11 protein-coding genes and 2 tRNA genes are annotated in these 12,093 nt (G+C 63.0%); 4 read left to right on the plus strand and 9 right to left on the minus strand.

Going from position 1 to position 12,093, the window contains the following annotated elements:
* Window positions 1–150: 150 nt before the first annotated feature.
* Window positions 151–1,815, minus strand: coding sequence for an ABC transporter substrate-binding protein (locus NKH95_RS31570; RefSeq protein ID WP_023810293.1), 1,665 nt, complete (start codon window positions 1,813–1,815; stop codon window positions 151–153).
* A 289-nt stretch (window positions 1,816–2,104) separates the two neighbouring features.
* Here NKH95_RS31570 and NKH95_RS31575 point away from each other — a divergent pair, with 289 nt between their 5' ends.
* Genes NKH95_RS31575 through rbsK form a run of 3 tightly spaced genes read left to right on the plus strand, consistent with a single transcriptional unit; the run spans window position 2,105 to window position 4,586 of the window.
* Entirely contained in the window at window positions 2,105–3,163 is a 1,059-nt protein-coding gene (locus NKH95_RS31575) for an ABC transporter ATP-binding protein (protein ID WP_023810294.1), read from the plus strand.
* 21 nt (window positions 3,164–3,184) lie between these two features.
* Window positions 3,185–3,637, plus strand: a complete 453-nt coding sequence (locus tag NKH95_RS31580; protein ID WP_023810295.1) for an RbsD/FucU family protein — start codon at window positions 3,185–3,187, stop codon at window positions 3,635–3,637.
* Window positions 3,638–3,641: 4 nt separating this feature from the next.
* Complete coding sequence (gene rbsK, locus NKH95_RS31585; RefSeq protein ID WP_023810296.1) at window positions 3,642–4,586, plus strand: ribokinase; 945 nt, start codon at window positions 3,642–3,644, stop codon at window positions 4,584–4,586.
* Between the two features lie 53 nt (window positions 4,587–4,639).
* On the opposite strand, the gene NKH95_RS31590 is transcribed toward rbsK, so the two are convergent.
* The 3 genes from NKH95_RS31590 to NKH95_RS31600 form a co-directional block, all read right to left on the minus strand.
* Window positions 4,640–5,761, minus strand: a complete 1,122-nt coding sequence (locus NKH95_RS31590) for a glycosyltransferase family 2 protein (RefSeq protein WP_023810297.1) — start codon at window positions 5,759–5,761, stop codon at window positions 4,640–4,642.
* Window positions 5,755–6,315, minus strand: a complete 561-nt coding sequence (locus tag NKH95_RS31595) for a polysaccharide biosynthesis C-terminal domain-containing protein (protein WP_023810298.1) — start codon at window positions 6,313–6,315, stop codon at window positions 5,755–5,757. Before NKH95_RS31595 ends, NKH95_RS31590 begins: the two co-directional genes overlap by 7 nt.
* 386 nt (window positions 6,316–6,701) lie before the next feature.
* Window positions 6,702–6,778: transfer RNA gene (locus tag NKH95_RS31600), tRNA-Asp, on the minus strand.
* A gap of 216 nt (window positions 6,779–6,994) precedes the next feature.
* Between NKH95_RS31600 and NKH95_RS31605 the strand changes: the two genes are divergently transcribed.
* Window positions 6,995–7,070 (plus strand) — tRNA-Val (locus tag NKH95_RS31605).
* 61 nt (window positions 7,071–7,131) lie between these two features.
* On the opposite strand, the gene NKH95_RS31610 is transcribed toward NKH95_RS31605, so the two are convergent.
* The 5 genes from NKH95_RS31610 to NKH95_RS31630 all read right to left on the minus strand — a co-directional run bounded on the left by NKH95_RS31610 (window position 7,132) and on the right by NKH95_RS31630 (window position 12,062).
* On the minus strand, window positions 7,132–7,902 hold the full coding sequence (locus tag NKH95_RS31610) for an SDR family oxidoreductase (RefSeq protein ID WP_023810299.1): 771 nt from the start codon (window positions 7,900–7,902) through the stop codon (window positions 7,132–7,134).
* Window positions 7,903–7,915: 13 nt separating this feature from the next.
* The gene (locus NKH95_RS31615; protein ID WP_023810300.1) at window positions 7,916–8,911 is read right to left on the minus strand and encodes an ABC transporter permease; all 996 of its coding nucleotides are present in this window, start codon (window positions 8,909–8,911) and stop codon (window positions 7,916–7,918) included.
* Window positions 8,912–9,055: 144 nt separating this feature from the next.
* On the minus strand, window positions 9,056–10,096 hold the full coding sequence (locus NKH95_RS31620; RefSeq protein ID WP_013532176.1) for a sugar ABC transporter substrate-binding protein: 1,041 nt from the start codon (window positions 10,094–10,096) through the stop codon (window positions 9,056–9,058).
* 38 nt (window positions 10,097–10,134) lie between these two features.
* Complete coding sequence (locus tag NKH95_RS31625) at window positions 10,135–10,899, minus strand: ATP-binding cassette domain-containing protein (RefSeq protein WP_352894321.1); 765 nt, start codon at window positions 10,897–10,899, stop codon at window positions 10,135–10,137.
* Complete coding sequence (locus NKH95_RS31630; protein WP_352894323.1) at window positions 10,896–12,062, minus strand: ROK family transcriptional regulator; 1,167 nt, start codon at window positions 12,060–12,062, stop codon at window positions 10,896–10,898. Before NKH95_RS31630 ends, NKH95_RS31625 begins: the two co-directional genes overlap by 4 nt.
* Window positions 12,063–12,093: the final 31 nt, after the last annotated feature.

Below are 12,093 nucleotides of genomic sequence, written 5' to 3' on the forward strand. Positions count from 1 at the left end.
ACCGCCGCGGTGGGGCGGGCGGCCGCGGGCCTGGGGTGCGCGTGCTTCGCTTGCCCACAAAAAATACCCCTCGTTATCCTGCCCGCGGGGCCCCGGTCGCGTCTCACTCGGGGGGGGGGGGGCCCCCCCCCCCACGGTTCATAGGCCAGCCTACATGCCGAGCGAAGCTTTGTAGAGCTTGATCTGGTTGTCGCGGCCGATCTGGTCGGTCAGCTTCTCCCAGGCCGCCGCAATGGCGTCGGCGCCTTCCTGCGCCTTCATCTTGCCGGCGAAAGTGTTGGCCAGGATGTCCTCGGCGGCGCTGTAGTACTGGAAGATGCCGGGGATGCGTGGCTCGATCGCCGCGTTCGGATGGTTGTAGCTGTCGGATTCCGACTTGAGGTAGGAGGTGATGAACGCCTCGTCGTAGCCGGCCGCCACCCATTCGGGAATGTCGAAATGCGAGTTGCGGTAAGGCTGGAAGCCCGATGGATACATCGCCGTCCAGATCGACAGGTCCTTGCCGCCGAGATGAGCGGCGGCGGACCATGCCGCCTTCTTCTTCTTTTCGTCGGCATCGACGCGGGCCATGACATAGACGCCCCAGCCGAGATAGGCGCAGTTGGGCGCATAGTTCGGGCCGCTGGCGAGCTTGTCCCAGGCGCCGGTCTTCGCATTGTAGACATCGTCCGAGCCAGGCAGGATCGAGAAGCCGGTGACGTCGCCGACGACGGAAGAGTCGTTGGTCTTGACGTTGGAGCCGACGTCGCCCCACCAGGTGACCATCGAGCCGGTGCCGGCCAGGAACTGCTGGAAGGCGGTCGTGTTCGGATCGGCGTTGATCTGGTCGGCGGGTTCGGACGGCAGCGCGTCGATGACGTCCTGGATGGCGCGCACCCAGGCCGGATTGTTGACGCGCGGCTTCATCGTGTCGGCGTCGAACAGCCAGGCCTTGTCGTCCGGATGCTTGGCATAGGCGCTAGCGCGGCTGCCGAGGAAATAGAAGCCGAAACCACCCCACGCCTTGGGCGCGTCGAGATAGCCAAAGACGTCCTGGTCCTTGAGTTTCTTTCCCTTGAGGAACTTCGTCACCGCCTGGACCTGCTGCCAGGTCTTCGGCACGCCCCATTCACCTTCGCCGCCGCCGTCCTTCCAGGCCTTGGCGAGGTCGGCATCGGTAAACACGTCGGTGCGGTAGTTGAAATTGTGCGCGTCGCCGTCGACGGTCACGCGGTATTGCTTGCCGTCCCAGGTGCCGACCGGCGGCTGCAGATAGGCCACGACGTCCTTCATGTCGATCTGGTCCTTGACCCAATCCGGCATTTCCGAGGTCAGGCCCTTGCCGCAGACATCGCCTTCGAACGGCGCGCCCATCTCGATGATGTCGAAATCGACGGTGCCGGTGGCGATCGACTGCTGCAGGCGGGCGTTGTAGTCGGCCTGCGCCAGGTCGATCCAGTTGATCTTGGCGCCGGTATAGGTCTCCCATGGCTTCAGGAAGCCGCGGAACAGCACATTGTGCAGGTTCTGGTTGTTGAGACCCATGAAGGTCAGCTCGACGCCGGCGAATTCGCCTTCCTTGACGTTGGCCTTGGTCGCCTCGAGGCAGAGTTCACCGACCTTCTGGAAATCGGCGTCCGTCGGCTGGCCTTTGCCGACGCCGGGGATCTGCAGGATTTTGGAGCGCAATTCGCTTGCCGCGGAGGCCGGTCGCGTCAAGGCGCCAAGTCCGGCGCCGGATGCGGCTGCGATCGCGGCCATGCTGGCCGCGCCCTTCAATATGTCGCGCCTTGTGGCGCCGGCACGAACCAGTTTCTCGTAAAGACCCGTTCTCATCGCCTATTTCCTCCCAGAACATCAGTGTGAATAAATCGGCCAACTGTCGGACGCTGGAGCGCCAAGGATGCTCCCCGGTTCGGAAACGAATTAGGCAGGACCCCACCCTGCGTCGATTGAAATTCCCTGCGGATCGGGTACCGACATTTTGACCAGCGCCTGCCACTATTCTCACAACCAAACGCCGTGTCAACGAGAGCGGGTTTTTATCTATAAGAGACCGACTTGCCCTGGCAGGTCGCGTTGGGTAGCTTCTGCGCCTACGGCTAATGGAGCCGATGGGGGAGATATGGCGCAAGTCGCGATCAGCAAGGTGGCCAAGGCCTTTGGAACGGTCAAGGTTCTGCACGAAGTCAGCGTCGATATCGCAGACGGACAGTTCGTGGTGCTGGTTGGCCCTTCGGGTTGCGGCAAGTCCACGTTGCTCAGGATGGTGGCTGGGTTGGAGACCGTCTCCGCCGGCACGATCGCCATCGGCGACCGCGTCGTCAATCATCTGCCGCCGGCCAAGCGCGACATCGCCATGGTGTTCCAGAACTATGCGCTCTATCCGCACAAGACGGTCGAGCAGAACATGGCCTTTGCCCTCAAGCTCAGGAAAACCGATCCGGCCGTGGTCGCCGAGCGGGTCAAGCGCGCCGCCGATATCCTCGACCTCAACCCTTATCTGAAGCGCTATCCCCGCCAGCTTTCCGGCGGCCAGCGCCAGCGCGTGGCCATGGGCCGCGCCATCGTGCGCAATCCGCAAGTGTTCCTGTTCGACGAGCCGCTCTCCAATCTCGACGCCAAGCTGCGCGTGCAGATGCGCACCGAGATCAAGGAGCTGCACCAGCGGCTGAAGACCACTACCATCTACGTCACCCACGACCAGATCGAAGCCATGACCATGGCCGACAAGATCGTCGTCATGCGCGACGGCCGCATCGAGCAGGTCGGCGCGCCGCTCGAACTGTTCGACAGACCGGCCAACCTGTTTGTCGCCGGCTTCATCGGTTCGCCCTCGATGAACCTGCTCAAGGGCGTCATGCGCAAGGGTGCCAGGCCCGGTGTCGACATTGCAGGCACGCTGTTCCCGATTGCACCAGGCAATGCAGCGCAGGATGGCCAGGCTGTCGTCTATGGCGTGCGCCCGGAGCATCTCGAGATCCATCCCGATGGCGTGCCAGCGAAGATTTCGGTGGTCGAGCCGACCGGCTCGGAAACGCTGGTGTTCCTGCGCTTCGGCGACGGCGAGATGGTGGCGCTGTTTCGTGAGCGGCACGACTTCAAGCCCGGCGACACGCTGACCCTGAAGCCCCGGCTCGATCAGATCCACCTTTTCGACGCAGAGACCGGCAAGCGTCTCTGATCCCAACTCACGAGGAATACCATGCTCAAAGGCATCAACCCGCTGCTCAATGCCGACGTGCTGCAGGCATTGCGGGCAATGGGGCATGGCGATGATCTGATCATCGCCGACACCAATTTTCCGTCCGATTCGGTGGCGCGCCAGACGGCGCTCGGCCGCGTGCTGCGCATCGATGCCTCGGCGGCGCAAGTGGTCAAGGCGGTGCTGTCGCTCTACCCGCTCGACACATTCGTCGATGATTCGGCCGCACGCATGGAGATTGTCGGCAAGCCGGACGAGATTCCGCCCGTGCAAAGCGAAGTGCAGAAGGAGGTCGACAACGCCGAGGGCAAGTCGTGGCCGATGATCGCGGTCGAGCGTTATGCTTTCTACGAGCGCGCCAAACAGGCCTATTGCGTGATCCAGACAGGTGAGCGCCGCTTCTACGGCTGCTTCGCCTTCCGCAAGGGCGTCGTGCCGCCGGATGCGGAGTAGCGGCATGGCTTCGGGCAAGCCGGTCGTCATGAAGCCGGTCGTCATCCTGGGTGTGTTCGTCGCCGACACCGCCTACAGGGCGCAGCGGCAGCCGCGCATGGGCGAAACCATCCTCGGCACATCCTTCACGCTGGGGCCGGGCGGCAAGGGCTCGAACCAGGCCGTGGCCGCCGGGAAGCTCGGCGCCGACGTCACCTTCCTCACCCGCCTCGGCGTCGATCCCTTCGCCGACATGGCCAGGCAGACCTGGGCGCAGGCGGGCGTCAAGAATGCCGTCATCGACACGCCGGAAAGCTACACCGGTGCCGCCTACATCTTCGTCGAGGAGACCACCGGCAACAACGCCATCATCGTCAGCCCCGGTGCCGCCATGCTGATCTCGTCAGCCGATATCGAGGCCAATGCCGGGCTGATCGGCGGTGCCGGCGTCTTTGTCACCCAACTCGAACAGCCGATCGAAGCAGCCATGCGGGCGCTGGAGATCGCGCGTGGGGCAGGGGTGACGACGATCCTCAATCCGGCCCCCGCGGCAAAGCTTCCCGACCGCATCTACACGCTCTGCGACTACCTCACACCCAACGAGACCGAGACGGAGGAACTGACCGGGATGAAGGTGTCCTCGGTCGACGAGGCGCGGCGCGCCGCGGACAGCCTGCTCGAAAAGGGGGTCGGCACGGTCATCGTCACGCTCGGCGACAAGGGCGCGCTTTTGCACTCTAAGACCCGCTCGGACCATGTTCCAGCCGTCAGTGCCGGGCCGGTGGCCGAAACCACGGGGGCAGGCGATGCCTTCAATGGCGGGCTTGCCGCAGCACTTTCGAGGGGCGTGGAGCCGCTGCAAGCGGTGCGCTTCGCCTGTGCCGTCGCTGGCATTTCGGTGACCCGGCCAGGGACCGCGCCGTCAATGCCGACGCTTCGGGAGGTCGAGGCGCTGCTGGCTGGGGGATAAGATCGGCTTGGCTGACTGGCCGCTGACGCCGCCTCCGGCCAGTTCTTGAGGCCCTATGGTTTTTTCGAACGCAAGCTTGTGGAGATATTGCGCAGCGGGCCTGTGAAGCGCCAGCTTCTGGACTGATGCAAGGCCGCGACTTGCATCTGGCACGCTTGCAACCTTTGTTCGATCTCGTCCTTCTCGTTCCTGGCATCCGAAGCGGCGCTCTGCAGCCCGACGCTGCTTTGGTGAGCCGCCTCAAGCGCACTGCGCAACCTTGAGATTTCAGAATGCAATGTCGCCTTCTCGGCTTCAGCGCTTGCAAGCATCGGTCGGATCGTCTGCACATCCTCCCAGGCAAGGCGCGCTACCAGATCCCCGACGGCACGGCGCATCTGCTCGCTCCAGGCCCTGGGATCAACGCGCATGAGGCGCGAGTATTCGGATTGTTCCTTGCTGGCGTTCGGTATCCAGACTCGCAAGGCCGAAGGCCACCAGCCGGCTCTGTCGGCGATATCAAGCAGTGTGGCGAGTTGGGATACTGCGGAGTGCCGTGATTTTTTCCATGCGGCGCTGAAATGCAGGACGGTTGGAACGCGGCAATAGGTGAAGGGGTTTCGCGGATTCTCGCGCATGATTCGCCGCCACAATTGCCAGTCCCCGGCCGATGCGACGTCTTCGGGCCAGACATCTCGCGACGGCAGGCAATCGGCCCGATACAGGAAGCAACTGGCGGGTATCGTGTTGCCGACCTCAGTGAACCCCCTGAACTCGTCGGCCAGGTCCAGATTGGTCAGGAAGGGGGCTGCGATGCCATCGGTGGAAACCCACAGCGCCTGACTGTACGCGATGGCAGCTCCAGTTTTGAGGCCATCCGCCAGGATCTCAAAATGATCCGGAAACAGGAGGTCGTCATCGGCGGCAAAGCCAATCAGCTCGCCGCGTGCCTCACGCAGCACGATGTTGCGGTTCGCGTAGCCGAAGTTCGGCGCCTTGGGGAGATCGAAGAAACGAATGCGGCTGTCATGGAAGGCTTCGACCACCTCGGCCGTGCCGGCCGCGCAGCCGTCGCCGACGACCAGCAATTCAAAATCGTCGACGGTCTGGTCCAGCACCGATTGGATAGCCACACCGATGACATCCACGCGCGAGTGCGTCGGCATGAGGATGGAAAAGCGGGGCTTGCTCACCATCCCTTCGCGCTGCCGAAATCATGGGGGATGAGATCGGTATCGATCGGCAGGCGATACTTATCGGGATTTGCGTGATCGTATTGTATCGTTGGGAAGTTGATGGCGACCACGTCGGATGTTCCGATGTTTCGGTCGGCATGCCAGACAAATTTCGGAATATTGACCAGGCGTGGATGATTGCTGGAGAGGTAAACCTTCGAAATCTTGCCGTATGTGCTGGATTCGGGGCGAGGGTCATAAAGGACCAGTTCCATCTCGCCGCTGATCACAAAATAGCGGTCCTCGTGCAGCTTGTGCAGGCCCCACCCTTTCACCAAGCCAGGGCGAATTGTGAACATGTAGGAAAAGACCAGCGGGTCGGCATGCCAACCCCAGCGCGGGTCATAGATCTCCGTGACGCTGCCGCGGTCGTCATTGTGCCGGATGCTGTCGAAAAAGGACATGCCGTCCACAAGAGGCGTGGTGCTTTGCCGCTGCTCGTCCAGAGTCCGTTGATCCTGCTGGGCGGCGGCAAGTGTGGTCTCCAGAAGATTCAGGCTGGTGTGATCGCTCATGAACAAAGTCCCCGCTGTTTGACTGCCTTCAGATCGACCTTCCTCTCACAATTTTCGATGGATGTCCTGATCGAGCTCACAGGTTCGTGCAGCCATGATGACTTTTTCGGGGGCGGTTGGATGGGATCGGAGACAGGGGATGGCCAGACGTGCGGGTGCGCGCCGGCGTGCGACTGACAGGATTTGGGCGGCGCCTTGCTTGCGCCGGTTGACGCGACCAGAGCGCGGCGTCGTCAATGCCGACGTTGCAGAGGCGGTTCCTGGGTCTATGCTTGGGAGATCAAACTCAGATCCGAGACAATCCGAGTTGCCTCATCCAAGATGATTTTTTGACAATCAATGTCGACATTTCTCTGAAGCCAAGGGCTTGATACCCTTGAGAGAAATGGCGCGAGTGACGGGGCTCGAACCCGCGACCTCCGGCGTGACAGGCCGGCACTCTAACCAACTGAGCTACACCCGCGCATGGCGAACACGTGTCAGCCGTGTTCGTCGTTGGGGCGCTGGATAAGGGGTTCGCCACCGGGTGTCAAGCGTGACAGGACAGCATAACAGCAAACAGGAGAAGGTTTTTTGACAGCCGGCGTTTTGTTGGCAAAACCGGCATCCAACCAGGGCGTCCTGCATTCATTTGGCCTTGCGAAGCGGACCCTGACCGCTTAAAGGTCCGGCCCGGAGCGGGCGATTAGCTCAGTTGGTAGAGCGCTTCGTTTACACCGAAGATGTCGGCGGTTCGAGCCCGTCATCGCCCACCATTCCATAGTCCATTCAAACTGTTGCCAGACACGGACCCGAGTCGTCTGGTTCGTGCTGCACTCAAGGCGGCAACAGACGGAAATCATTGCCCTCGGGCAGCAGCTGTCCGCCATCGACAACAATGGTCGTGCCGGTGATGTAGCTGGCATCGTCGGAGGCGAGGAACAGGAAGGCGTTGGCGACGTCGCGCGGGCTGCCGAGGCGGCCGAGCGGAATGGAGTCCTCCATGTTCTTGATGTAAGCCGCGCCGCGATGCAGCTCGATGGCTTCGGTCAGGATGTTGCCGGGCTCGACGCCGTTGACGGTGATGCCGTAGCCGGAGAATTCCAGTGCGGCGGCGCGGATGAAGCCGTTGATGCCGGCCTTGCTGGCCGAATAGTGGCCATGGCCCGGGCTGGTGACATGCGGGCCGGTAATGGACGAGGTGTAGAGCATGCGGCCGAAGCCTTGCGCCTTCATCGGCACCAGGGCCGCGCGGCTGGCATTGAAGGTGCCGCGCAGATTGACCGCCATGACGCGGTCCCAGTCATCAGTGCTGGTGTTCTCGATCAGCTGCCAGGGATAGATGCCGGCATTCTGCACGATGACGTCGAGGCGGCCATGGAGTTTGAGCGCCAGCGCCACGGCGGCCTCGGCGTCGCTCATTTGCGAGATGTCGGTGCGGATGAAGGGGACGCCCAACTCGCCAGCGGTGGCTTGCCCGGCCTCGACCTCGGTGTCGGCGAGCACCAGCCTCGCGCCTTCCTCGGCAAAGCGTAGCGCGATGCCCTTGCCGATGCCGCGGGCGCTGCCGATGATCAGCGCTACCTTGTCTTGTAACCGATTGGTCATGCGAGCCGTCCTGTCATGCGAGTCTTTGGCGAATGGTTTGCTTGAAGGCGTCGAGCAGCACGGCCGCCAGCACCAGCAGGCCGTGGATCACCTGGGTGAAATTGGCCGGCAGGCCCATCAAATTGATCGCCGTGTTGATGGCCGAGAGCAAAAGCACGCCGGCATAGACGCCGGGGAGGGTGCCGACACCGCCTTTCAGGCTGACCCCGCCGATGACGACCGCGGCGAACGCGTTGAACAGCAGGCCGACGCCGAGATTGGCGGTGGCGCCCGAGGTGCGGATCGCCAGCAGCCAGCCGGCAAGGCCGGCAATGGCGCCGGCGAGAACGAAGGCGATGATGAGATTGCGGTTGACGCGGATGCCGGCGCGGAAGGTCGCCGTCTCGTTGCCGCCGATCATCACCAGATGCCGGCCGAACGGCGTCTTGGCCATGATCAGCGAAAAGACGACGAAGCAGCCAACCGCGATCCAGGCGGTCAGCGGCAAGCCGATCAGGCGCTGGATGCCGAACCAGCGGATGGCCGGCGCCAGGTCCTGTGCCGAGCGGCCGCCTGACACGACCAGCACGAGGCCGCGCACCCAGATGTAGGACGCCAAGGTAATGATGAAGGCGCTCATCTTCACCTTGACCACCAGATAGCCGTTGAAGGCGCCGATGAGGCCGCCGACTGCCAGCGCCAGCAGCAGCGAAACCGGAACCATCAGCCATTCGGGATGCAGCTGCACGCCCATGCCGATGCCCGACGAGCAAAACAGGATGCCGACCGCCATGGCGCTGAGCGCTGCGACGGATTCGACCGACAGATCCATGTGGCCGGCGATGATCACCAGCGCCAGGCCGATCGACATGACGCCGAGCACGCTGGAAGCCTCGATGATGTTGGCGAAAATGCCGAGCTGAAAGTAGTTCGGGACGAAGATGGAGAAGACCACCAGCACGAACAGCAGCATGAACCAGACGAGGTTGTCGAGTACGAACTCCAGGGCTTTGCGTGTGCGCGGGTTCATGGGCTGATCCGGTTGGCGCCCCGCGAAATCAACTCGATTTCGTCGGGTTAAGGCGCGGATTCAAATTCGCCACGGCATCCTTTCGGACGCGGCGGTGTGAAGGGGCAGGCTCCGGGCCGTTACGGCCCGGAGCGCTTTCAATGACTATTCGACCGACTTGACGGTGTCCGTCGGCGGCTTCTGGTTGCCCCAGAAGGCCGGATTGTCGACGTTTTCCTTGGTGATGGCGGCACCGGGGATCTTGATGTTCGGACCCCAGGCTTCCTTGGTCACGGTCGATTTCAAGCCGAGCACGTCGTATTCACCGGGCTTGATCTCTTGCTTCTTGACGATCTTGTCCATGAACATGGCGACAGCCGCGGCCTGCGCGTAGAGCGGCTGCTCGATTTCGGCGTTGAGCCAGCCCTTGCGGATCAGGTCGAGGCCGACCGGAGCGCCGTTCGAGCTCATCAGCATGACGTCGCCCGGCTTCTTGCCGGCTGCCTCGAGCGAGGCGACGGCGGCGACCGAAAGGTGCGCGGCATGGCTGAAGATCAGGTCGATGTCGGGGTTTGCCAACATCTGGTCGGCAACGATTGTGCCGGCATTGCTGGCTTCCCATTGCATGGCCGGAAGCGAGATGATCTTGACGTCCGGAAACGCCTTCATCTTCTCCTCGAAGCCCTTCTGGATGTCGAGCGTATAGGGATCGCCGGGATCGCCGAGCACCTGCAGAACCTTGCCCTTCACCGAGCCGTTCTTGGCTTTCAGCAGCTTCTCGGCCTGGTCCGCGGCGACGTAGCCGATCTCGACCGTTCCGGCGACAGAGGTGAAGTCGGATGGCGTCGAGGTGATCTGGCGGTCGAACTCGACCACCGGGATGCCGGCGGCGCGGGCTGCCTCGATCGACGGTTTCAGTGCATTGAAGTCAACTGCCGCCAGGATGATGGCCGCCGGCTTCAGCGCGATGACATCGTTCATCTGCGATTGCTGGGCGTCGGTCTTGTTGTCGGCGTTCAGCGTCTTCATCTCGTAGCCGGTCTGCTTCAGGAACAGTTCCAGCGCGCTCACCGAGCCGGTCTGAAACTCGTCCAGCAGGGTCGGCACCATATAGTAGACGATACCCTTGGACTGGGCGAATGCCGGCGTGAGCGTGGCAAAGGCCAGTGCAAGGATACCGAAGACAGCAAGAAGTATTCGCTTCATGTCGTTCGCTCCTCTTAAGCCGGACCCCTCTTTGTCCCTCAGCCTGTCGGTCCGGCACCGGCAAGCGTCTCACCGGTGATCATGTTGATCACCGCATCGGGACTTGTTTTATTGCGTGCGACATCGCCGGCCACGACGCCTTGGCGGATCACCACGATCCGGTCGGCGACCTGAAAAGCCTGCTGCATGATATGGGTGATGATGACGACGCCGATGCCCTGGTTCGCCACCTGGCGGATCATGTCGAGACCGCGCCGCGTCTGTTCGACACCGAGGGCGGCGAACGGTTCGTCGAGCAGCACCAGCTTGCCGCCCCAGTGCACGAAGCGGTTGAGCTCGATGGCTTGCCGCTGGCCGCCCGAGAGATGCTCGACATTGGCCCGCAGCGAGGGAATGCGGGTGCCGGCATTGGCCAGCGCCTTTCCGACGACGGCTTCCATGGCGCGCTCGTCGAGCACGGGAATGCCGAGAAACTTGCGCGTGATCTCACGGCCCATGAAGAAATTGGCGACCACGTCGACATTGGTGCACAGCGAGAGATCCTGGTAGACGGTCTCGATGCCGGCTGCCTTGGCCTCTGCGGGCGACCGGGCAAGGAACTCCTTGCCCTCGAACAGCATTCGGCCGGAGGTCGGCTCCAGTCCGCCGGCGATAATCTTGACCAGCGTCGATTTGCCGGCGCCGTTGTCGCCCAGCAGCGCCACGACCTCGCCCTTGCCGATCGAGAAGCTGATGCCCTTCAGCGCTTCGATCGCGCCATAGTTCTTGGTGACGTTGTCGAGCACCAGCAGGGGTTCACTCATGCCGCAATCTCCCTGCCTTTGAGAAGGTCGCGCTCGCGTTCGCGTTCGGCCGCGAACATCTGCCCGAAGCGAGGTGACAGCACCCCGGAAACCGCAAGGGCGGCGGCGCCGCGCAGCACGGAATGCTGTCCGCCGCGTGCGACCACAACCCTCGGCGTCGTGCGGTCCTTGCGGGCCGAGACGGAGTTGTGCAGGCCTCCGGCCGAACCAGCCAGCATTTCGAGCAGGTCGGTGGACGCCAGCCCGCCGAGGATGACCGTCTCCGGGTCGAACAGGTTCTCGATGACGGCGACGGCGTTGTGAAAGATCGGCGCGACTTCGGCGACCCAATCCGCCTCGCTGCCGTTCCAGCGCCGGAGCGCTTCGAGCGACAAATATCTTTCGAGACAGCCGCTGTTGCCGCACGGGCAAGCCTGGCCGCCCGGAATGACGGGAATGTGCCCGATTTCGCCGGCATTTCCCCAGGCGCCGCGCAAGGCGCTGCCGTCATGAACCATGACGCCGCCAAGGCCGACACCGAAATAGAGATAGTAATATTCGGAAAACTGGGCGCCGAGGCCGTAGAGGCGCTCGCCCATGGCGGCCGCGGCCATATCGGTTTCAAAGAAGGCCGGCAACCCGGTGGAGGCCGCCAGCCGTTCGCGCAGCGCTACATCCTTCCAGCCGGTCATGGTGGTCGGCCCGACGAAACTCATGGACTCCACGTCGAATGGGCCGGGCAGGGCCATGCCGACGCCCAGCACTCGTCCGCCAGCCCGTAGTCTGGTCAATTCCACCACCATCGCCCCGATCAGCTCGAAGGCGTGGTCCGGCGTCGCATTCGGCGCCTCGCGGTAGATGCTCTCGATCACGTCGCCGCTCAGATTGATCAAGGCGGCGCTGATACCAAGCGGAGTGATGTGGATGCCGACGGCATAGCCGCCATCGGGGTTGATCCGGAGCGTTGCCGGCGGCAGACCGCGCCCCTTCGGCTCTTCGCGCAGCGACAGGATGTAGCCCTGATCTTCCAGCTCACGAACGATGGTCGACACCGTCTGGACGGTGAGGCCGACGCGCCGGGCGATCTCGCCGCGGGCGATCGGCCCATGCAGGCGGATGGACTCAAGAACGATGCGCCGGTTGTACGGCCGCCCGAACTCCTGATTGGTCCCCCGCAGTGCCATGCCTTGCGCCTCTTAGGAGAGCGTAACTTGG

Source organism: Mesorhizobium sp. M0848 (assembly GCF_040319805.1).
In the GTDB taxonomy this organism is placed as follows: domain Bacteria; phylum Pseudomonadota; class Alphaproteobacteria; order Rhizobiales; family Rhizobiaceae; genus Mesorhizobium.

What these genes read in the sequence shown, in the direction of transcription:
- NKH95_RS31570 (WP_023810293.1), bottom strand. Translation starts at nt 1,815, where the DNA reads ATGAGAACGGGTCTTTACGAGAAACTGGTTCGTGCCGGCGCCACAAGG.
- NKH95_RS31575 (WP_023810294.1), top strand. Translation starts at nt 2,105, where the DNA reads ATGGCGCAAGTCGCGATCAGCAAGGTGGCCAAGGCCTTTGGAACGGTC.
- NKH95_RS31580 (WP_023810295.1), top strand. Translation starts at nt 3,185, where the DNA reads ATGCTCAAAGGCATCAACCCGCTGCTCAATGCCGACGTGCTGCAGGCA.
- rbsK (WP_023810296.1), top strand. Translation starts at nt 3,642, where the DNA reads ATGGCTTCGGGCAAGCCGGTCGTCATGAAGCCGGTCGTCATCCTGGGT.
- NKH95_RS31590 (WP_023810297.1), bottom strand. Translation starts at nt 5,761, where the DNA reads ATGGTGAGCAAGCCCCGCTTTTCCATCCTCATGCCGACGCACTCGCGC.
- NKH95_RS31595 (WP_023810298.1), bottom strand. Translation starts at nt 6,315, where the DNA reads ATGAGCGATCACACCAGCCTGAATCTTCTGGAGACCACACTTGCCGCC.
- NKH95_RS31610 (WP_023810299.1), bottom strand. Translation starts at nt 7,902, where the DNA reads ATGACCAATCGGTTACAAGACAAGGTAGCGCTGATCATCGGCAGCGCC.
- NKH95_RS31615 (WP_023810300.1), bottom strand. Translation starts at nt 8,911, where the DNA reads ATGAACCCGCGCACACGCAAAGCCCTGGAGTTCGTACTCGACAACCTC.
- NKH95_RS31620 (WP_013532176.1), bottom strand. Translation starts at nt 10,096, where the DNA reads ATGAAGCGAATACTTCTTGCTGTCTTCGGTATCCTTGCACTGGCCTTT.
- NKH95_RS31625 (WP_352894321.1), bottom strand. Translation starts at nt 10,899, where the DNA reads ATGAGTGAACCCCTGCTGGTGCTCGACAACGTCACCAAGAACTATGGC.
- NKH95_RS31630 (WP_352894323.1), bottom strand. Translation starts at nt 12,062, where the DNA reads ATGGCACTGCGGGGGACCAATCAGGAGTTCGGGCGGCCGTACAACCGG.